A 19,775-nucleotide genomic window follows, 5' to 3' on the forward strand; every position below is an offset into this window, starting at 1 on the left:
GCCGCCGCGACCGGCGCAAGCGGACCGAGGTCTGCACGGGGGCCATGGGCGGCCCACCGCGTTCACAGGTTCGTGGGGTGGGTTACATGTTCGGGTAATTCGGCCCGTCACCGCCCTGTGGCACGGTCCAGACGATGTTCTGCGCCGGATCCTTGATGTCGCAGGTCTTGCAGTGGACGCAGTTCTGGAAGTTGATCACGAACTTCACATCCGGCTCTTCGCCCACGAATTCGTAGACGCCCGCCGGGCAGTAGCGCTGCGAAGGACCGGCATATTGCCGATAGTCGACCTGCACCGGCACCATCGGATCCTTCAGCGTCAGGTGCGCGGGCTGGCTTTCTTCGTGGTTGGTCGCGGCAAAAGCCACGTTGGTCAGCCGGTCGAAAGACAGCTTGCCGTCAGGTTTGGGGTAGTCGATCGGCTCGTGCAGGGTGGCGAGCTGGGTGGACTCCGCGTCGGACTTGCCATGTTTCGCGGTAAAGGGCGACCAGCCGACCAGGTTGTTCATCCACATAGATGCGCCACCGACGGTCAGTGACGCCATGAGGCCGTAGTTCGACCACAGCGGCTTGACGTTGCGCACCCGCTTCAGGTCCTTGCCGATAGGGCCCTGTCGGACCTCGGCGTTGTAGTCGTCCAGGGTGTCCGATGCACGGCCCGCCTCGATGGCGGCATGGGCGGCCTCGGCCGCGGCCTTGCCCGACAGCATGGCGTTGTGGTTGCCCTTGATGCGCGGCACGTTGACCATGCCCGCCGCACAGCCCAGCAGCGTGCCGCCCGGAAAGGCCGTCTTGGGCAGCGACTGCCAGCCGCCCTCGGTGATGGCGCGCGCGCCATAGGCCACGCGCTTGCCGCCTTCCAGCAGCTCGGCCACCATCGGGTGATGCTTGAACCGCTGAAATTCCATGTAGGGGAAGACGTAGGGGTTCTTGTAGTTCAGGTGCACGACAAAGCCGACATAGACTTGGTTGTTGTCCAGGTGATAGATGAACGACCCGCCGCCCGCATTGGACCCCAGGGGCCAGCCCATGGTGTGCACGACCTTGCCGGGCTGATGCTTGGCGGGGTCGATTTCCCAGATTTCCTTCATGCCGAGGCCGTATTTCTGCACGTCCGCGTCGGCGGCCAGATCGAACTTTTCGATAACCTGTTTCGACAGCGAACCGCGCACGCCTTCGCCCAGCATCACGTATTTGCCGTGCAGCTCCATCCCCGGCTCATAGCCGTCGCCCCTGGACCCATCGGCGGCCTTGCCGAATTCGCCAGCGACGACGCCCTTCACCGCGCCGCTGTCGTCATAGACCAGCTCCGAACAGGCCATGCCCGGAAAGATCTCGACGCCCAGCTCCTCGGCCTGTTCGGCCATCCAGCGACAGACGTTGCCCATGGAAACGACGTAGTTGCCGTGGTTGTTCATCAGCGGCGGCATGGCAAAATTGGGCACCCGCGCGCGCCCTTCCGGGCCCAGCAGATAGAAGCTGTCGGAGGTGACGGGCACGTTCAGGGGGGCGCCCTTTTCCTTCCAGTCGGGGATCAGCGCGTTCAGGCCCGAAGGGTCGAGAACCGCCCCAGACAGGATATGCGCCCCCACTTCGGACCCCTTTTCCAACACGACGACCGACCGGTCCGGGTCCAGCTGCTTGAGCCGGATCGCCGCCGACAGGCCCGCAGGCCCTGCACCGACGATGACGACGTCGTATTCCATGCTTTCGCGCTCAATGGTGTCGGACATGGCTCGGCTCCCTGGAAAACTGTTGGCGTGGGTATGAGGCGGGCGCGCCAGAGGGTCAATCGAGACGCAGCGACGCGCAACATCATGTCGCAAAGAAAGTCGCACCTGCAGCGCAGGCAGGCGTTGCGGATCGGAAACGCGGCAGGTTTCTTCTTGGCCCAAACACAGCCGCCGAAGGCACCGAGTGTTCCCCCGCCCGCGCGCCTCCGCTAAGGGGGCGCAACCCGCCCGCGTTCCCCGGAGACTGCCATGACCCCGTTTCGCATCGTGATGCTGATCCTCTGCGTTCTGGGCGTCGTGTTGCCGATGCGGTATTTTCTGCCCTGGCTGTCGGCCAACGACTGGGACCTGGGCGCGATGGTCGATGCCTGGCACGTCAATGACGCGTCGTCGGGGCTGGTCTGGGATCTGACCGTGGCCGCCGTGACCCTGACGGTCTGGATCATCTGGGAATGTGTTCGCAAACGCGACTGGCTGGGCCTGATCGCCATTCCCGCCACCTATTTCGTGGGCGTCTCGCTGGGCCTGCCCCTTTATCTCTATCTGCGGAGCCGTTGATCCATGGACCATTTTCTTTACCGCGACGGCACCCTCCATGCCGAAGACGTGCCCCTGACCGACATCGCGCGCACCGTCGGCACACCGGCCTACGTCTATTCCGCCGCCACCTTGCTGCGGCACTACGCCCTGTTCGACGACGCGCTGGCCTGGGGGCCGCATCTGGTCTGCTATGCGGTCAAGGCGGCGTCCAACGTGGCGATCCTGAAGCTGCTGGGCGATGCGGGGGCGGGGATGGATGTCGTCTCCGAAGGCGAATACCGCCGCGCGCGGGCCGCAGGCGTGCCCGGTGACCGGATCGTCTTTTCCGGCGTGGGCAAGACCGAGGGCGAAATGCGCTACGTGCTGACCCACGGCATCCGCCAGATCAACCTGGAGAGCGAGCCGGAGTACCGCCTGCTGAGCCGTGTCGCGACCGAGTTGGGCGTCGAGGTGCCCGTAACCGTGCGCGTGAACCCCGACGTGGACGCCAAGACCCACGAAAAGATCGCCACCGGCAAATCCGACAACAAGTTCGGCATCCCCATCGCCCGTGCCCGCGACGTCTATGCGGAAATCGCGGCGCTGCCCGGTCTGCGGATCGTGGGAATCGACGTGCACATCGGGTCGCAACTGGTCGATCTGGACCCGTTCCGGCTGGCCTATCGCAAGGTGGCGCAGTTGACCGAGGCCCTGCGCGCGGACGGCCACAGCATTGAACGGCTGGATCTGGGGGGCGGGCTGGGCATTCCTTACGCCCGGTCCAACCTGGCCCCTCCGGTGCCGATGGAATACGGTCAGGTCATTCGCGACGAAGTCGGCCACCTGGGCTGCGAAATCGAGATCGAGCCGGGCCGCCTGATCGCGGGCAACGCGGGCATCCTGCTGACGCAGACGATCTTTGTGAAGGAAGGCGAGGGCCGCGATTTCCTGATCGTCGACGCCGCCATGAACGACCTGATCCGCCCGGCCATGTACGGCGCGCACCACGACATCGTCCCGGTGATCGAACCGGCCCCCGGCACCGATCAGCGTCCCTATGACATCGTCGGTCCGATCTGCGAGAGCGGCGATACCTTTGCCAAGGGCCGCGACATGGTGCCGCTGTCGGCGGGCGACCTGATCGCCTTTCGCAGCGCCGGGGCCTACGGCGCGGTCATGTCCAGCGAGTATAATTCGCGCCCCCTGATCCCCGAAGTGCTGGTCCAGGGTGATCACTACGCGGTGATCCGCGCACGTCCGACCTTTGACGAGATGATTTCCCGCGATACCATTCCCGAATGGCTTGGCGACGACTAGGTACAAGCCAACCCCCAGCGGGAGAGACGGGTGGCCGACGCTAAGGACGATCAGACCTTCACCAACCTGCAAGGCCAACTTCGGCTGACCCGCGCGGGCCTTTGGGCCGAGCGTCTGACACGGGCGTTCTGGCCCGCCTGGTCCGTGGCCTTTGTCGCGCTCGCCGTCTGGTCCGCCGAAATGATCCCCCCGTTTTGGACCAATGGCCTGTTGGTCGCCCTGGCGGGTCTTTGCCTCGTGCTGGTGGTCCTCGGCGTGCGCGCCTTTCGGGTGCCGACCGCGGCCGAGGCGCGGGATCGGCTGGACGCCACCCTGCCCGGTCGGCCCCTGGCGACGCTGGACGACGATCAGGCGATCGGCGCGGCAGACCCGGCGTCGGCCGCGGTCTGGGCCGCGCACCGCCGCCGTATGGCCGCCCGGCTGTCCGGTGCCCGCGCCGTCGCCCCCGACCTGAAGGTCGCCAGCCGCGACCCCTACGCGCTGCGCTACATGGCGGTTCTGCTGGCCGCACTCGGCCTGCTGTTCGGCACGATCCTGCGGGTGCCGGAGGCACCTGTTCTGTCGGGCCCCGGCCAACAGCTCGCCACCGGCCCCGCCTGGGAAGGCTGGCTGGAACCGCCACGCCACACCGGTCTGCCGACGCTTGCCCTGTCGGAACTCCCCACCGGAGAGGTCGAGATCCCCGAAGGCACCCGTGTCACCCTGCGGCTCTATGGCGAGGTTGGAGCGCTGTCGGTGGCCGAGACCGTCTCTGGCCGTGCCGAGACGGGCCCGACCGAGCCGATCCAGGACTTTACGGTCACCCGATCCGGCACCCTCACGATCGAGGGCCCCGAAAACGCGCCCAGTTGGTCGCTGATCGCCACCCCCGACGCCGCCCCCGAGATTTCCATCGACGGCGCGCCGGGGTTTGAGCATCCCGACCTGGTCACCCTGCCCTGGCGCGCGTCTGACGACTTTGGCGTGGTGGCCGCGCAGATCACACTGGCGCTGGATGGCAACGCCGCCGACCGCCGCCACGGCCTGATGGTCGAGCCGGAGCCGCGCGACGCCCTGACCCTGGACATGTCGTTGCCGATCTCTGGCGACCGCTCCGAAATCGTCGAAATCTTCCGGGCGGATCTGACCAAACATCCGCTGGCGGGCATGCCGGTCACCGCAACCCTGGTGGCCGAAGACGCCGCCGGTCAACTGGGCGACAGCCTTCACGCGATCATCCTGCCGGGGCGCGCGTTTTACGACAAGACCGCTGCCGCCCTGATCGAACAGCGCCGCGACCTGTTCTGGGCACGGGCCAATCAGCGACGCGTGACGCAGATCCTGAAGGCCGTCACCTGGAAGGCGGACGATCTGTTTACCAATCCCTCCGCCTATCTGATCACGCGGATGGCCATCCGCCGGCTGGAAGGCGGACCGCTTACGCAACAGACGCGGGACGAGGTGGCAGAGATGCTCTGGCAGGCGGCTGTGCGGCTGGAGGAAAACTCTCTCGACAGCGCGCGCGAACGTCTGGAACAGGCGCAGGAACGTTTGTCCGAAGCCATCCGCCAGAACGCCCCGCCCGAGGAAATCGCACGCCTGATGCAGGAAATGCGCGAGGCGATGGACGATTACACCCGCCAGTTGGCGCAGCAGCAGGGCCAGGAGGGACAGCAAGGGCAACAGCAGGCCCAGGGCGAGATGCAGGAAGTCACGCCGGACATGCTGGACCAGATGATGCAGCGCATCGAAGAGCTGATGGAACAGGGCCGCACCGCCGAGGCGCAGGAATTGCTGCGTCAGCTTCAGGAAATGATGGAAAACATGCAGGTCACCCAGGGCCAGCCCGGTCAGGGCGGCGAGGGGCAGCAGGGCGAAGGCCAGCAAGCCATGGAAGACCTGCGCGACCAGCTGCGTGAACAACAGGGCCTGTCGGACGAGGCGTTCCGCGAGTTGCAGGAACAATTCAATCCCAACGCCCAGGCCGGTGAAAGCGCCGAGAACGAGGGCCGCAATGGCGGTCAGGGGCGCGGGACCGAGCATTCGCAGCAAGGCCAGGGCGGCGAGGGGCAGCAGGCGCAGGAACCGGGTGCCGGGTCCGAGGGCCAGCAGCAGGGACAAAGCCAGGGGGGCAGCGGCGAGCAGAGCCTCGCCCAGCGCCAGGAACAGCTGCGCCGCCAGTTGGAACAACTGCGCGGCAACCTGCCCGGTGCCGGAACCGAGGCCGGCGACGCCGCCCGCGATGCCCTGGGCCGTGCCGAACGCGCCATGCGCGAGGCCGAACGGGATCTGGAAAACGGCAACCTGGGCGGGGCGCTCGACGATCAGGCACAGGCGATGGACGCGCTGCGCGACGGCATGCAGGAACTGGGCCGTGCCATGGCCGAGGATCGCCAGAACGGACAGGGCCAGAACCAGGGCCAGGCCGCCACGCGCGAAGGCGACGGCTTTACCCGCGACCCGCTGGGCCGTCAAAGCGGCGAGGGCGGGCAGCTGGGCACGGATGAACAATTCCTGGGCGGAGCCGAAGCCGCCCGCCGGGCGCGTGACCTGATGGATGAGATCCGCAAACGGTCGGGGGAACGGGACCGGCCCAAGATCGAGCTGGACTACCTCAAACGCCTGTTGGAGCGGTTCTAGCCCTCAGCCTTCGGGCGGCAGCAAACGCGTGGTCAGCGCGTCGATGCTGACCTCCAGCGCGATCCTCTGGGCGTCGACCCAGTTGACATAGCCTGCGAGCGTATCGCCCAGGGCGGGCACCGCAGCAGCGATGGGCTGGGCAAAGACATAGGCCCCGACCAGCAGCAGCACGAGCGCCCCGATCGCCAGAAACCCGACCCGGAACCCCGAAGAGGTCGCCGGATCCGTCTCTTCGGCGGCGATCCCTGCCTCCTCGGCCTCCAGCGCGCGTTCATCGGGTCGCAGCGAAGAATTGATCTCTTCGATGTCCGGCAGCAGGTCGCGGCGCGAGGCCCGTGTGGTGCTGGCTTCGACCTGCACATCGTCATCCATGGGGGGCGCGTCCCCATCTAGATGCGACACCTCGGCGTCGCGCAAGGCGAGTGCGATGGCGTCCTGAACCTCGTCCCGGTCTTCTGCCTTGGGGGGCGCGGGCGCGACCTCGGGCTCCGTAGGCTCCGGCTCTCTTGGGGGCTCCACCGCGTCGCGGGCGCGCGCAACCGATGCCGCAGCAGCCATGCGGGCGCGTTCAGCGGCGGCGGCGGCGCGGGGGTCCGGCTCGACCGGATCACGGTCTTCTGGTTCTGGGGCTGGCGGGGCCTGCTCCTCTTCGCTGGTCTCACCCGCAGACTTGCGGCGGCGTTCGATGGCCCGACGACGGGCCTCGTGCGCGCGTTCCTGGCGCAGAATGTCCAGCGTTTCCTGGTCGGCCAACGGTCTTCTCGGGGCGGCTGCGGGAGCCGCGGCCACCTCCTCTTCGGGGGTGTCGTCTTCGTCGATTTCTTCGATGGGGTCGGCCACCGGTTCGGCCCCGCGCGGGGGCTGGAACCAGGTCGTGCCACAGTTGGAGCACTGCACATCCCGTCCGTCCGCCGGGATCATATCCACGGCGACTTCGTACTGAGCACTGCAATTGGGGCAGATAAGGCGCATGTCAGGTCTGCTATATCCCTTGGGACAGGATGAACAATCCTTGTTACCGCGCCTGATCGTTGCCGCAGTGTCAACCCCTTGGGCCCCGGCACGCCCCCCGAACGTGACCGGTTCGCAAGATTGCGTCGAAACTGTGGCTGGGGCAAAAGGTGCGCAAAGCCACCCCCGGAGAGCAGGCATATCGTGATCGAGTTGAAGCGCGCGGGCTATTCCTACGGCGGCGGCGGCATCCTGTCGGGGCTGGACCTGGTGTTGCAGCCGGGATCCTTCCATTTCCTGACGGGCCCCAGCGGTGCCGGCAAGACGACCCTGCTGAAGCTCTGCTATGGCGAGTTGAAACCGTCCGAGGGCGTCGTCGAGCTGTTCGGACGCGACAGCCGCAGCCTGACCCGCGACGGTCTGGCGCGCCTGCGCCAGAGGGTCGGCGTCGTGCACCAGGATTGTCTGTTTCTGGATCATCTGCCGATCTCCGAGAACATCGCCCTGCCCCTGACCGTCGCCGGACGCGACGTCGCCTCCGAGGCCGAAAGCCTGAGCCAGCTGATCACCTGGGTCGGCTTGTCCCACCGCGCCGAGGCCCGCCCACCAGAGCTGTCGGGCGGGGAACGCCAACGCGCGGCCCTGGCACGCGCCATCATCATGGACCCCGACGTCATCATCGCGGACGAGCCGACCGGCAACATCGACTGGGACATGTCCCAGCGCCTGCTGACCCTGCTGGTCGAGCTGAACCGCCTGGGCAAGACCATCCTGATCGCAACCCATGACCTGGCCCTGATCCGGGCGGCCAAGTCGCAGGTGTCGGCCCGCGTGTTGCGCCTGGCGGGCGGGCAAGTGATGGCCGCGGGGGCCGAGTTGTGAGCGCGCTGGCCGACCGATTGAGCGGGATTGCCGCGCTGGCCATTGGCGACCGGCAGGCCGACCGCGTGGTGCCGCCCACGGGGTTCACCGTCTGGCTGACCGTCCTCACCTCGGCGGCGATGGCCTTTCTCGCGGTCTTTGCCCTGGCGCTGACGCTGGCGACAGGGCGGCTGGCCGATCGGTGGTCCGACAGTCTGGCGCAGGCCATGACCATCCGCATTTCCGCCCCCGCCGAACAGGCGCAGGCCCAGACCGATGCGGTGCTGGCGATTCTGGACGGCACGCCGGGTGTTGCATCTGCCCGAGCGCTGGATGCCGCCGAACAGGCCGCCCTGCTGGAGCCGTGGCTGGGCCCCGACCTGCCGCTGGACCGTCTGCCCCTGCCCCGCCTGATCGAAGTCGTGGGCGACGCCCTGGACGCGCGGGGCCTGCGCCTGCGCCTGGCCGCCGAGGTGCCCGGTGCCGTGCTGGACGATCACACCCGCTGGCGCGCACCCCTGGTCGAGGCGGCGGGACGCCTGCGCCTGCTGGGCTGGACCGCACTGCTGCTGATTGCGGGGGTTCTGGGGGCCATGGTGACCCTGGGCGCGCAGGCGGCGCTCGCCGCCAATGCAGCGGTCATTCGCGTGCTGCGCCTTGTGGGGGCCCGCGACACCTATGTCGCCCGCGCCTTTACCCGGCGGTTCACCCTGCGTGCCTTGACCGGGGCGGTTCTGGGCACGGGCCTGGGCATGGCTGCGATTGCCGCCCTGCCCAGCACCGAGGCGGCGGGCGGTTTCCTGACCGGACTGGCCTTTGCCGGATGGGGCTGGGTGCTACCGCTGGTCATCCCGCCCTTTGCAGCCACGGTCGCGTTCGCGGCCACCCGCCGCGCGGCCTTTCGCGCGCTCACCCGTTTCGAGTAAGGTCGCCCGATGCAACTGATCCGATCCCTCGCGTTCAACGCGTCCATGTATGTCTGGATGGCCATTGTGGGCATCGCCTTTGCCCCCTGGGCCATCGCCTCGCCCGAGGGCGCGCGCGCCGGGTGCAGCTATTACGCGTCCTCGGTGCGCAAGATGCTGGCCGCGATGACGGGCCTGCGCACCGAAGTGCGGGGGCCGATCCCGTCGGGCGAAGTCCTGGTCGCGGCCAAGCACCAGTCGTTCCTCGACATCATCGTGATCTGGGATGCGCTGTCGCGGCCATTCTTCATCATGAAGGCCATCCTGCGGTTTGCCCCGTTCCTGGGCCAATACGCCCTGCGCCTGGGGTGCATCCCGGTGCATCGCGGCAAACGCACCGAAGCGATCAAGATGATGCTGGCCGAGGTCCGGTCCGGGAAACGGGCGGGCGGGCAATTGCTGATCTATCCGCAAGGCACCCGCGTCGCGCCCGGGGTCAAACGGCCCTACAAGATCGGGACCTTTGCGCTTTATGACCAGATGAAGCAGCCCTGCGTGCCAGTCGCGACCAATGTGGGGGTGTTCTGGCCCAAGCGCGGCGCGTTGCGCAAACCGGGCCTGGGGGTCGTCGAGTTCCTGGAACCGATCCCGCCAGGCCTGGACCGCGCGACGTTCATGGCGCTGCTGGAAGAGCGGATCGAAACGGCGTCGAACCGTCTGCTGCAAGAAGCAGGCTTTCCAGTCGCGCCCGGCGTGGCCCCCCTATCTGATCCCGCCGCGATCCCACCGGAGGAGATCACCGACAAGCGGTGATCTCAGGGTGCTCGCCCCCCGGCCTTCGGCAGAGGCATTTAGGGCCAAGTAGCAAGGGCACCGCGCTGTCGACGGGCATCCGGGCGGCCTTGCGGTCTGCGGCCCGCTCCGAAAAGAGGGCAGCGGGCGTGGTCGGGTTTGACAGGAAGGCGGAGCAGCAATGACACGGGCGATCATGGTGCAGGGCGCGGGCTCCAACGTGGGCAAGTCGATGCTGGTCGCGGGACTGTGTCGCCACTTTGCGCGCCAAGGCCTGCGGGTCCGGCCCTTCAAGCCGCAGAACATGTCCAACAACGCCGCCGTCACCGCCGATGGTGGCGAGATCGGGCGGGCGCAGGCCTTGCAAGCGCTGGCCTGCGGGGTGCCCCCCGTGGTGGACATGAACCCCGTCCTGCTGAAGCCCGAAACGGAGACCGGCTCTCAGGTCATCGTGCAGGGGCAGCGGTTGGCCACCGTCAAGGCGCGGGACTATGCGGCCCTGAAACCGCAGTTGCTGGCGGCCTGCCTGGACAGCTTTCATCGTCTGGCACGGGACGCCGATCTGGTGATCGTGGAGGGGGCGGGCAGCCCAGCAGAGATCAACCTGCGCGCGGGCGACATCGCCAACATGGGCTTTGCCGAGGCGGCGGACGTGCCGGTCATCCTGGCCGGCGACATCGACCGGGGCGGCGTGATCGCGCAACTGGTGGGCACCAAGGCGGTTCTGGACCCGCGCGATGCCGCGCGGATCAAGGGGTTTCTGGTCAACAAGTTCCGGGGCGATGTCACCCTGTTCGACGAGGGCATGACCCAGATCGCCGCGCGCACCGATTGGGCGGCTCTGGGGGTCGTTCCCTGGTTCACAGAGGCCCACCGCCTGCCCGCCGAAGACATCCTCGACATCCGCAGCACCCCGCGCGCGGGGGCCTTTCGCATCGCCGTGCCGCGCCTGACGCGGATCGCGAACTTCGACGATCTGGACCCGCTCAGCGCGGATCCCGCGCTGTCGGTCGAGGTCATCTCGCCGGGCCGTCCCCTGCCGGTTTGCGACCTGGTGCTGATCCCGGGATCGAAAACGACGATCGCGGATCTGGCGGCCTTTCGCGCCGAAGGCTGGGATATCGACCTGGCCGCGCATGTCCGGCGGGGCGGTCACGTTCTGGGCATTTGCGGCGGCTACCAGATGCTTGGCCAGACCATTTCCGACCCCGACGGATTGGAAGGCCCGCCCCGAACGGTGCCGGGCCTGGGGCTGTTGGATGTGGCGACCGTGATGCGACCGCAGAAGCACCTGAGCCGCGTCACCGCGCGCGACCTGGCGTCGGACACCCCCGTTACCGGCTACGAGATCCACCTGGGCGACACCACCGGCCCCGACACGGCGCGCGGCTGGTTGGAGCGGGCGGGCACACGGATCGGAGCCGAAGACCCCAGCGGGCGGGTGCGCGGATGCTACCTGCACGGGCTGTTTTCGGGCGACGCCTTTCGCGCGGCCTACCTCCGGCGACTGGGCGCGCAGGCGACCGAAGGCGACTATGGCGCGGGGGTCGAGGCGGTGCTGGACCAGTTGGCCGGGCACCTTGACGGATCGCTCGATCTGCCGCTGATTCTGTCGATGTCGGGGCCGGTTATCCCATAACGATTGCCGCAGGGGCGGCGCGTGTTATCCTTCTGCCCGATAGTGAAGCAAGCATTTCGGAGCCCTGCATGTCCAAACGCCCCTTTCTCAAGACGCTCGCCGTTCTTTTGACCCTTGGTGCCGCGCCCGCCATGGCGGCACAATGCATCACCAGCCAGAACCAGTTCGGCGCCTACAAAGCCGGTCTGGCGCAGGATGCGGCGGCCGCAGGCGTGGGGCAGCGCGGGCTGCAAGCCCTTCAGGGTGCGACACTTTCCGGGATCACCTGGCGGTTCGAATCGAACCCGGCCAGTCAAAGCGGCGTGTCGCAGGGCGATCCGGCGACGTTCCTGGCAAAACGGTCCGGCAGCTCGGCGCAGAGCTTCGTCAACCGCGTCCAGCAAAAGGTAAACGCCAACGCCAACACCTTTGCCGCGTTGGAGCGGTCCTACGGCGTGCCCGGTTCGATCCTGGCGACGATCTGGGGCTTGGAGACATCCTGGGGGGGCTACACGGGCCGGACGCCGATCGTGGACGGGGCCGTGACGCTGGCGTCCTACTGCCGTCGTCACCCACGGTTCGAAAGCCATGCGATCGCGGCGCTGAAGCTTGCGGATCAAGGGGTTATCAACCAAGGCACCCAGGGCGGGCCATCGGGCGAACTGGGCCACATGCAGTTTCTGGCGGGCAACTGGGCGCGGTTCGGCGTAGATGCCACGGGCGACGGGCGGGCCGATCCCTATAACGCGGTGGATGCCTTGGCGTCGGCTGCGAACATGTTGCGCGCAAACGGCTGGCGCGCCGGGCAGCCGTTCGGCGAGGGGACCGCGAACTTCCGCGTTTTGTCCGCCTGGAACGACAGCGGCAATTACCAGCGCGCGATTGCCTATTCGGCTGAACGGGTTCGGTAACGGGGGATTCCCCCGTTTTGGGGGACCTTTCCCAGGCCATTTGTACGTTTTGGGGGAAACGAGCGGGACGCGGTTTTGATCAACCAGCGGTCCGCTCGTCAGATGATCCTGAAATGACCGTCACCGTTTGGTGGGGCGTCAGACTGTCCCTTTGTGACAGGCGACGTGTGCGGGTGGCGGGACTCGAACCCGCACGGGCGATGCCCTTCAGATTTTAAGTCTGATGTGTCTACCATTCCACCACACCCGCATGACCCCGCTTTAGGCAGGGGGGCCGGGCCTTGGCAAGTCAGAGATCGATGGCGCGGTCTTCGGGATCGACGGCGAGGTCGAGGAACCGCCGTTCGCTGAGCCAGGGGTTCAGCGCCATTGCGGCGCGAATGGCGGCCTGTCCGTCGGCCACACGATCCAGCGCGATCAGCGTCAGCCCCCTGCCCGCAATCGCCGCCACGTGGCGCGGGCGCAACTCGATGGCGCGGTCCAGATCCACAAGGGCCGCCTCGTAATCTTCGCGGATGAAGTTGGCAAAGGCGCGCTGGTTGTAGCCCTCGGCGTAGCGCGGGCAGTAGGCGATCAAGGCGTCGAAGGCGATGACCGCGCCCGTCAGATCGAAGGCCTGTCGCCGTTGCATTCCTTCGTCCAGAAGTTCCTGCGCGCGGAGGTCGGGGGCCTTGACCCACTCCTCCCACATGCGGGCGGATACGCCGCGCGCGGCCTGTTCGCTGCCGACCTGCTGCACCTCGGCCAGGAGGGCGTCCATCCGGGCGGAAATGTCGGGCGCGGGCGGGCAGTCGGCCCAGCCGGGTCCGGTCAGAGCGAGGAGGCAGGCAAAGGCGACACGGGTAAGCATGGCCTGAATGGTGCCACGATCCGGCGATCCGTCAAGTCACAAGGCGGTGCGCCCGCCCTGCCCCAGTCAGTTGCGCGCGGTTTCCACCGCCGAGACGGTCTTACCCACCGGGGCAAAGGCTGGTGTGCGGGCAAATTCCGAGATCAGGGCGTCCAGCTCCCCTTCCATCACAGCGGCCAGGGCGACGGGGCGTCCCTCCCACTCGGCCTTGGCGGAAATGACCGAGACGACGCGGACTTCGCCGTTGTAGGTCGCGAACACCGGTGCCCCGGAGGAGCCGAATTCGACCGAGCAGGACAACACCAGAACGTCGTCGTCGCGGGTCAGGATAGAGCAGTCGTTTTCATGGGCCGGGGCTTCGGCGCGGTTCTTGCCGTAGCTGACGACCTGCACGCTTTGACCGGCATGCACGCGGACCTGGGTGCGGAAGGGTTGAACGTAGCCGTTGCGCACGGGCCGGTCGAGTTCCAGAAGCGCGATATCGGCCCCCACGCGGCCCAGCCGGTCGGGATCATAGAAGTCGTATTCCGGGTGGATCACAACCCGACGGATCCCGCGATAGGCCTCGGCCCGGCCAAAGCGAAGCCCGGCCTGAAACTCGATCTCTTCTACCGGAACGGGTTCGTTGGTGACCTTGTCATAAAGGCAATGCGCCGCCGTCAGCACCACATCCGCCGTCACCAGCGCCGCCGTGCAAAAACCGGTGTCGCCAAAGTTGAGGCGGCCCACCGCCTCCCAGCCGCGGTTGTCGTCGGCGGTCCGCAGGGTTTGCAGGTTGGTCTCGTCCGCCAGGCCCGGCAGGGTGGCGGCAAGGCCGAGGATCGCGGCTGCGACAGTCTTGCGCAATGTGGTCATCATCGAAGGCACCCCAATTTATCTGACCCCGGAATAGGGGGCGAAGGCGGCAACCTCGGGTCCGGATTGTTGCCGGAACGGGAAAAGATAAGGGTGATTTTAGGCGTATTGTGTCAGTTTTCGGGCCTGACAAAGCGGATTGTCCCGCTGCGCGCCGCCCCTGGGCGCAATGTTTTGCGCACCGGCGGCAGGGCCGGATTGCGGGCAAACGCGCGGGTCAGGGCATCCAGCCCCGCCTCGACCGGGACGGCCAGGGCCACCTTCTGCCCAGACAGCCGCGACATGGCCGAGATCAGCGCCACGATGCGCAGGCCCTGGGGCGTGGCCACGAAAACGGGCGAACCGGAGGCCCCGAAATCCACATCACAGGTCAGCACGAGCAACCGCGCGTCCCGGTCCAGAACGGTGCAGCCATCTTCGTGCGAGGGGGCCTCGGACCGGCCGCGGGCGTAGCTGATGACCTGAACGGCCGCGCCGCGCGCCAGGCGGCCATGGGCGGGAAACGGCTGGATGCCGGGTGTATCGAGCGCGCGGTCAAGCTCCAACAAGGCGACATCGGCGGCGATGGCCGCGCCGCTGGCCCCATTGCCGTGGCGATAGTCGGGATGAATCACCATGCGACGCACCCGGCGGATGGCGGCGGCCTGCCCCGCGTTAAGCCCCGCACGGAAGGTCATCGTATCGATCTGCGCAGGCGTGTTGGTGTCGGCAAACAGGCAATGCGCGGCGGTCAGCACCAGCCGTGGCGAAACCAGCGCCCCGGTGCAGAACGCCCGCGTGCCGATATCGAGGCGTCCCACCGCCTCGACCCCGCGCATCTGATCCGAGGAAAGCGCGCGCAGCCCCTGGGCCCCGGCGGGCAGAGCGAACAGGCAGAGCAGAAGCAGAAGGCGCATGGCGGATCCCCGGTCGTGTCGGTCCCATGTCGCAACGGGGTGCGGCGAAACCGGGGCACACCTGCGGCAACGGTCGGGACACGCGCAGGGGGCCGGGGGACGCCCCCCGGACCCCCGTGGGCCAACAACAGCGCATCGCCTTGGCTGGGTCGTCGGGGGGCCAGCGTGGAAGGCCCCCGTCCGTATCAACGCAGCTTTGGCGGCTCCGGCTTGCGGGGGCCGGGTTCGAAGGTCTCGATCGCCGGGGGGACAGGGCCACCGGTCGCCCAGTCCAGCAATTCGACCGTGTGGACGATCGGGACCGATGCCGCGCTGCCGATCTGCATCATGCAGCCGATGTTGCCTGCCGCGATGACGTCGGGCTGCCGCGCCTCGAGGGTGGCAACCTTGCGGCGTTTCAGCTCTTGGCTGATCTCGGGCTGCATCAGGTTGTAGGTGCCCGCCGAGCCGCAGCACAGGTGGGGATCCTTGGGTTCGAGCACGGTAAAGCCCGCGCGCTTCAACAGATCCTTGGGCGCACCCTTGATCTGCTGCCCGTGCTGCAGAGAACAGGCGGCGTGGTAGGCGACCTGCATCGGGCCGGTCCCCGTGTCCGCGGGCGTGCGGTCGGTGGGGATGCCACCTACGCCATCGCGGGCCGGGCGCGGCGGGGTTTGAAAGGGGTGATCCCTGGGCATCAGGTCAAGCAGCACCTCGGAGACGTCGCGGGCGAGCGCGCTGACCCGCGCCGCGTCCTGGGCCAGGGGACCGTTGCGGAACATATGGCCATAGTCCTTGACCGTCGTGCCGCAGCCCGAGGTGTTGATCACGATCGCATCCAGCCCCAGGCCGTCGGCCTCGCGCACCCAGGCCTTGATGTTGCGCGCGGCGAAGCCATGGCTTTCCTCGGTCTTGCCCATGTGATGGGTTAGCGCCCCGCAGCAGCCGGCCCCCTCGGGCACCACGACTTCGGCCCCCAGGCGGGTCAACAGGCGGATGGTGGCGTCGTTGATATCGGTGTTCAGCGCCTTTTGCGCACAGCCGGTCATCAGGGCGACGCGCATCTTCTTTTCGCGCGCCGGAAAGGTCTGTGGGTCGTCGTTGCGGCTGACGGGCGGGATGGTCTTGGGGGCCATCGCAAGCATCGCCTTGAGCCGGGCGTCGGGCATCAGAAAGGCAAAGGGCTTGCCGATCTTGGCCCCCAGAAGGGCCAGCCGGAAGCGGGTGGGATAGGGCAGAATCTGCGCCAGGGTCCAACGCAGCAGGCGATCCATGAGCGGGCGCTTGTAGGTCTTTTCGATATGTTCGCGCGCGTGATCGACCAGATGCATGTAATGCACGCCCGAGGGGCAGGTCGTCATGCAGGCCAGGCAGGACAGGCAGCGGTCGATGTGCTTGACCGTCTTGGCGTCTGCGGGCCGGTCGTTTTCCAGCATGTCCTTGATCAGGTAGATGCGGCCACGCGGGCTGTCCAACTCATCGCCCAGCACCTGATAGGTCGGGCAGGTCGCCGTACAGAACCCGCAGTGGACGCAGGACCGCAGGATCTCGTTCGAGCGGGCGGTGGCCGGATCGGCCAGTTGTTCGGGGGTGAAAGTGGTCTGCATGGCTCAGCCCTCCGCAGTCTGAAACAGGCCGCGGGGGTCGAAGCGGTCGCGGATTCCCCGCGTGATCGCGGCCAGCGCCGGGGCCTCGGGCGGCAGGGCGCCGGGACCGGTGCCGCGCAGGCGGGTGGCGTGGCCGTCGAAGGACCCCAGCCGCGCGCGCAGGTCGATCCCACCTTGCGCGCGCAGCCAGAGCAGCCCGCCGCCCCAGTCGAGCAGGGCCGCCTCTGCCCCGGCCCTTGCCACGAGGTCGGGGGCCAGGCTGGGCCGGGTCGAGACGCGCCAGAGGTCGCCCTCCCCTGCGACGCTCCGGGCATCTCGTACGGCCGCCCAGAAGGCAGCGGACCCGTCCGGGTCCAGCCGCCCGGTCGCGCCGAAGGGGGCGAGGGTCGTCGCCAACGCCCCGGCGCGGTAGTCAACGGAGCCTTCCAGCCCCTCGATCCGCAGCGCGGTCACCCCGGTCGCGGGATCGTGGGCCGCCCCCGTCACCTCAAAGGGGGAGGACAGGCCCGCGGCCAAGGCGCGCACCGCCTGGGCCACGGTCAGCCCCTGCAGCGTCAGGGTCGCCTGGGTCTGGGCAGCGGGCAGCACCTTGAAGGCCACCTCGGTCAGAACCCCGAGCCGCCCGGCGGATCCCGCCAGCAGCTTGACCAAGTCGTAGCCGGTGACGTTCTTCATCACCCGCCCCCCGTTCTTGATCACGGCCCCGGTCCCGTCGACGAAACGCACACCGATCAAGCTGTCGCGGCAGGCCCCGACGGCGACCCGGCGCGGGCCGGAGACGTTCATGGCCACGGCTCCGCCGATGGTCGGCGTGCCCTCGGACCCCAACACGGCGCGGTGGTCCATCGGCTCGAACGGCAGGCGCTGATTCTCGGCAGCCAATGTCGCTTCGATCTCGGCCATGGGCGTGCCCGCACGGGCCACTAGGGTCAGCGCGCCAGGTTCATAGAGCGTGACACCGGTGAGGCCCGCGGTGGTCAGCGCCGCGCCCTGCCCCGGCCTGTGCCGGGTGCCGCCGCCGCGCAACGACAAGGGGCCGCTTGCCCCCCGGACGATGTCGGCCAGATGCTCTTCGGTTTCAGGTGTCAGCACGGAGCTCTCCTTCGGTAGACAAGATTTTCGCAAAAATCTTGGCCAGAATTTTAGCTAAAATTCTGGGCCCGGCGGGCCTCAGTGGTGGCGAGGGGGAAGACCTTGGCCGGGTTCAGCAGCCATTTGGGGTCCATGACATCCTTGATGCGCAGCTGCGCCTCCATGTCCTCGGGGGTGAACTGGTGATGCATGAGGTCGCGTTTCTCGATGCCGACACCGTGTTCCCCCGTCAGACAGCCGCCGACCTCGACGCAGAGCTTGAGGATCTCGGCCCCCAGCTCTTCGCAGATCTCCAGGTCGCCGGGCTTGTTGGCGTTGTACATGATCAGGGGGTGCATGTTGCCGTCACCCGCATGAAAGACGTTGCCGACGCGCAGGCCGTACTTGTCCGACAGCGCCGAAATCCCCGCCAGGACGCGGGGCAGTTCGCTGACCGGGATGGTCCCGTCCAGGCACATGTAGTCGGAGATGCGGCCCGTCGCCCCGAAGGCCGATTTGCGGCCCAGCCAGATCTTGGCCGCCTCGTCGGAGGATTGCGATTGACGCAGTTCCACCGGGTCGTGACGGCGGGCGATGTCTTCGATCAGGGCCAGTTGTTCGTCGATTTCCGCGTCGGAGCCTTCGACCTCGACGATCAGCAGAGCCTCGCAATCAGGGTAACCGGCATGGGCGTAATCCTCGACGATGCCGATGATGATACGGTCCATGAATTCGATCGCAACGGGCAGGACGCCGGCCTTGATGATGTCGGCCACGCAGGCCCCTGCCACCTCCAGCGAGTCGAAGCCGATCAGGACCGGGCGCGCGCCTTCGGGCTTGGGCAGGATGCGCAGGGTCGCCTCGGTCACCACGCCAAGCTGCCCCTCGGAGCCGCAGACGACGCCCAACAGGTCGAGACCGCCCGCATCCATGTGAGCCCCGCCGATTTCAACCACGGTGCCGTCCATCTGCACCAGTGTCACGCCCAGCAGGTTGTTGGTGGTGACGCCATATTTCAGGCAATGCGCCCCGCCGGAATTCATCGCGATGTTGCCCGCGATGGCACAGGCCAGCTGGCTGCTGGGATCGGGGGCGTAGAAGAACCCATCGCCTTCGACGGCGCCGGTGACCGACAGGTTCGTGCGCCCGGTCTGCACGCGGATGATGCGGTCGTCGTAGTCGACCTCCAACACCTCGGTCAGGCGGGCGACGCCCAGGATCACGCTGTCCGCGGTGGGCAGCGCCCCGCCCGCCAGCGATGTGCCGGACCCGCGGGGCACCACGGGCACGTTCATGTCGTGACAGATCCTGAGGACGGCCGCGACCTCGGCGGTGGAGGATGGCAGGACGGCGGCCAGAGGCGGGCAGCGATACGCGCTGAGCGCGTCGCATTCGTAGGCGCGCGTTTCTTCGAGTTCGTGGATCACGGCCTCGTCCGGCAGGACGGTCAGCAAACGGGACACCAGTTCCGCCTTGCGGTCGAGCACGAAGGGATCGGGCTTGGGCATTTCCATGGCGGGTCCTCTGGCGTTTCGAAGAATTGGTAAAGTTATATAACCAATTTCCGAAATGACAAGCCCGGAGTCACCGTCGTCGCCTTGACGACCGCAATCCGGAACCGCGAGGTGACAGACAGACCGGAGAGTGAACAGATGCCGAACCGCACCGACGCCCTTGTCGCCGTCTATGAAGCAGCCTTTGCAGCGTCGGACGGCGCGGACGAAGGTCGGCTTGTCGGAACGCTTGCCCGTGGCCTGCTGACGCGGGTGGAACAGGCGGACCTGCGTGTCCAGGCCACCTGGGACGGGGACGTGGCGACCGGCTGCATCATCTGGACACGTCTTCGGTTCATAGCAGAGGGGCCGGTCGTCTATCTTTTGTCGCCGGTCGCGGTCGCGCCGGGTCATCAGGGGCAGGGCCTGGGTCAGGAATTGATCCGCCGCGGGTTGGACGCGCTCCGGGGGGAAGGGGTTGCGATGGCTGTCACCTATGGCAGCCCCGACTATTATGGGCGCGTCGGCTTTCGGCCTGTCGCGCCGTCGGACGTCGCTCCGCCGCATCCCTTGTCGCAGCCGGAGGGCTGGCTGGCACGTTCGTTGGACGCAACGGCGCCGACCTCGCTGCGCGGTGCGTCCCGATGTGTCGGGCCGCTCGACGATCCGGCCTATTGGTAGGGCACCGGATGACCGCGCGCCGCGTGCCGGGCGCGCCCGACCGTTGACCAGATGGAGCGTTGCCGGGCGGGAGGAACCGGTGCCGTCAGCGGGTTCGTCCGAGTGACAGGGACCGCGA

Annotated in this window: 17 protein-coding genes and 1 tRNA gene; 9 read left to right on the forward strand and 9 right to left on the reverse strand. The window is 67.5% G+C overall.

Annotation, left to right across the window (positions count from 1 at the left end):
• Positions 1-82: 82 nt before the first annotated feature.
• A complete protein-coding gene (locus K3551_RS00740; RefSeq protein WP_259916800.1) occupies positions 83-1,732 on the reverse strand; it encodes an electron transfer flavoprotein-ubiquinone oxidoreductase in 1,650 nt (549 codons plus the stop codon).
• Between the two features lie 249 nt (positions 1,733-1,981).
• Between K3551_RS00740 and K3551_RS00745 the strand changes: the two genes are divergently transcribed.
• Genes K3551_RS00745 through K3551_RS00755 form a run of 3 tightly spaced genes read left to right on the forward strand, consistent with a single transcriptional unit; the run spans position 1,982 to position 6,187 of the window.
• Positions 1,982-2,290 (forward strand): DUF2834 domain-containing protein, encoded by a 309-nt coding sequence (locus tag K3551_RS00745; protein ID WP_259916802.1) that lies wholly within the window; start codon positions 1,982-1,984, stop codon positions 2,288-2,290.
• 3 nt (positions 2,291-2,293) lie between these two features.
• Positions 2,294-3,568, forward strand: a complete 1,275-nt coding sequence (lysA, locus tag K3551_RS00750; protein WP_259916804.1) for a diaminopimelate decarboxylase — start codon at positions 2,294-2,296, stop codon at positions 3,566-3,568.
• Positions 3,569-3,598: 30 nt separating this feature from the next.
• Positions 3,599-6,187: a DUF4175 domain-containing protein gene (locus K3551_RS00755; protein ID WP_259916807.1), complete on the forward strand. Its 2,589-nt coding sequence runs from the start codon at positions 3,599-3,601 to the stop codon at positions 6,185-6,187.
• A gap of 3 nt (positions 6,188-6,190) precedes the next feature.
• Here the strand turns inward: K3551_RS00755 and K3551_RS00760 are convergent, their stop codons facing one another.
• Positions 6,191-7,159: a zinc-ribbon domain-containing protein gene (locus K3551_RS00760; RefSeq protein WP_259916810.1), complete on the reverse strand. Its 969-nt coding sequence runs from the start codon at positions 7,157-7,159 to the stop codon at positions 6,191-6,193.
• Between the two features lie 183 nt (positions 7,160-7,342).
• On the opposite strand from K3551_RS00760, the gene K3551_RS00765 reads away from it, so the two are divergent.
• The 5 genes from K3551_RS00765 (at position 7,343) to K3551_RS00785 (ending at position 12,225) form a co-directional block, all read left to right on the forward strand.
• A complete protein-coding gene (locus K3551_RS00765; RefSeq protein ID WP_259916812.1) occupies positions 7,343-8,020 on the forward strand; it encodes a cell division ATP-binding protein FtsE in 678 nt (225 codons plus the stop codon).
• A complete protein-coding gene (locus K3551_RS00770) occupies positions 8,017-8,925 on the forward strand; it encodes a cell division protein FtsX (RefSeq protein ID WP_409197392.1) in 909 nt (302 codons plus the stop codon). Before K3551_RS00765 ends, K3551_RS00770 begins: the two co-directional genes overlap by 4 nt.
• A gap of 9 nt (positions 8,926-8,934) precedes the next feature.
• A complete protein-coding gene (locus K3551_RS00775) occupies positions 8,935-9,717 on the forward strand; it encodes a 1-acyl-sn-glycerol-3-phosphate acyltransferase (RefSeq protein WP_259916814.1) in 783 nt (260 codons plus the stop codon).
• A gap of 160 nt (positions 9,718-9,877) precedes the next feature.
• The gene (locus K3551_RS00780) at positions 9,878-11,335 is read left to right on the forward strand and encodes a cobyric acid synthase (protein ID WP_259916817.1); all 1,458 of its coding nucleotides are present in this window, start codon (positions 9,878-9,880) and stop codon (positions 11,333-11,335) included.
• A 68-nt stretch (positions 11,336-11,403) separates the two neighbouring features.
• Positions 11,404-12,225 carry a lytic transglycosylase domain-containing protein gene (locus K3551_RS00785; RefSeq protein WP_259916819.1) on the forward strand — a complete coding sequence of 274 codons (822 nt, stop codon included), beginning with the start codon at positions 11,404-11,406 and terminating at the stop codon, positions 12,223-12,225.
• A 168-nt stretch (positions 12,226-12,393) separates the two neighbouring features.
• Here the strand turns inward: K3551_RS00785 and K3551_RS00790 are convergent.
• The 7 genes from K3551_RS00790 to K3551_RS00820 form a co-directional block, all read right to left on the reverse strand.
• A tRNA-Leu gene (locus tag K3551_RS00790) sits at positions 12,394-12,475 on the reverse strand.
• A 39-nt stretch (positions 12,476-12,514) separates the two neighbouring features.
• Positions 12,515-13,075 carry a hypothetical protein gene (locus tag K3551_RS00795; protein ID WP_259916821.1) on the reverse strand — a complete coding sequence of 187 codons (561 nt, stop codon included), beginning with the start codon at positions 13,073-13,075 and terminating at the stop codon, positions 12,515-12,517.
• A 66-nt stretch (positions 13,076-13,141) separates the two neighbouring features.
• The gene (locus K3551_RS00800) at positions 13,142-13,933 is read right to left on the reverse strand and encodes a serine protease (protein ID WP_259916823.1); all 792 of its coding nucleotides are present in this window, start codon (positions 13,931-13,933) and stop codon (positions 13,142-13,144) included.
• Between the two features lie 110 nt (positions 13,934-14,043).
• Positions 14,044-14,826: a serine protease gene (locus K3551_RS00805; protein ID WP_259916825.1), complete on the reverse strand. Its 783-nt coding sequence runs from the start codon at positions 14,824-14,826 to the stop codon at positions 14,044-14,046.
• A 185-nt stretch (positions 14,827-15,011) separates the two neighbouring features.
• The gene (gene glcF / locus K3551_RS00810) at positions 15,012-16,412 is read right to left on the reverse strand and encodes a glycolate oxidase subunit GlcF (protein ID WP_259916827.1); all 1,401 of its coding nucleotides are present in this window, start codon (positions 16,410-16,412) and stop codon (positions 15,012-15,014) included.
• A gap of 3 nt (positions 16,413-16,415) precedes the next feature.
• Positions 16,416-17,501: an FAD-binding protein gene (locus K3551_RS00815; protein ID WP_259919698.1), complete on the reverse strand. Its 1,086-nt coding sequence runs from the start codon at positions 17,499-17,501 to the stop codon at positions 16,416-16,418.
• 53 nt (positions 17,502-17,554) lie between these two features.
• A complete protein-coding gene (locus K3551_RS00820; protein WP_259916829.1) occupies positions 17,555-18,997 on the reverse strand; it encodes an FAD-linked oxidase C-terminal domain-containing protein in 1,443 nt (480 codons plus the stop codon).
• Between the two features lie 138 nt (positions 18,998-19,135).
• On the opposite strand from K3551_RS00820, the gene K3551_RS00825 reads away from it, so the two are divergent.
• Entirely contained in the window at positions 19,136-19,657 is a 522-nt protein-coding gene (locus K3551_RS00825; protein ID WP_259916830.1) for a GNAT family N-acetyltransferase, read from the forward strand.
• Positions 19,658-19,775 lie beyond the last annotated feature (118 nt).

The organism is Jannaschia sp. M317, from assembly GCF_025141175.1.
Classification (GTDB): Bacteria; Pseudomonadota; Alphaproteobacteria; order Rhodobacterales; family Rhodobacteraceae; genus Jannaschia.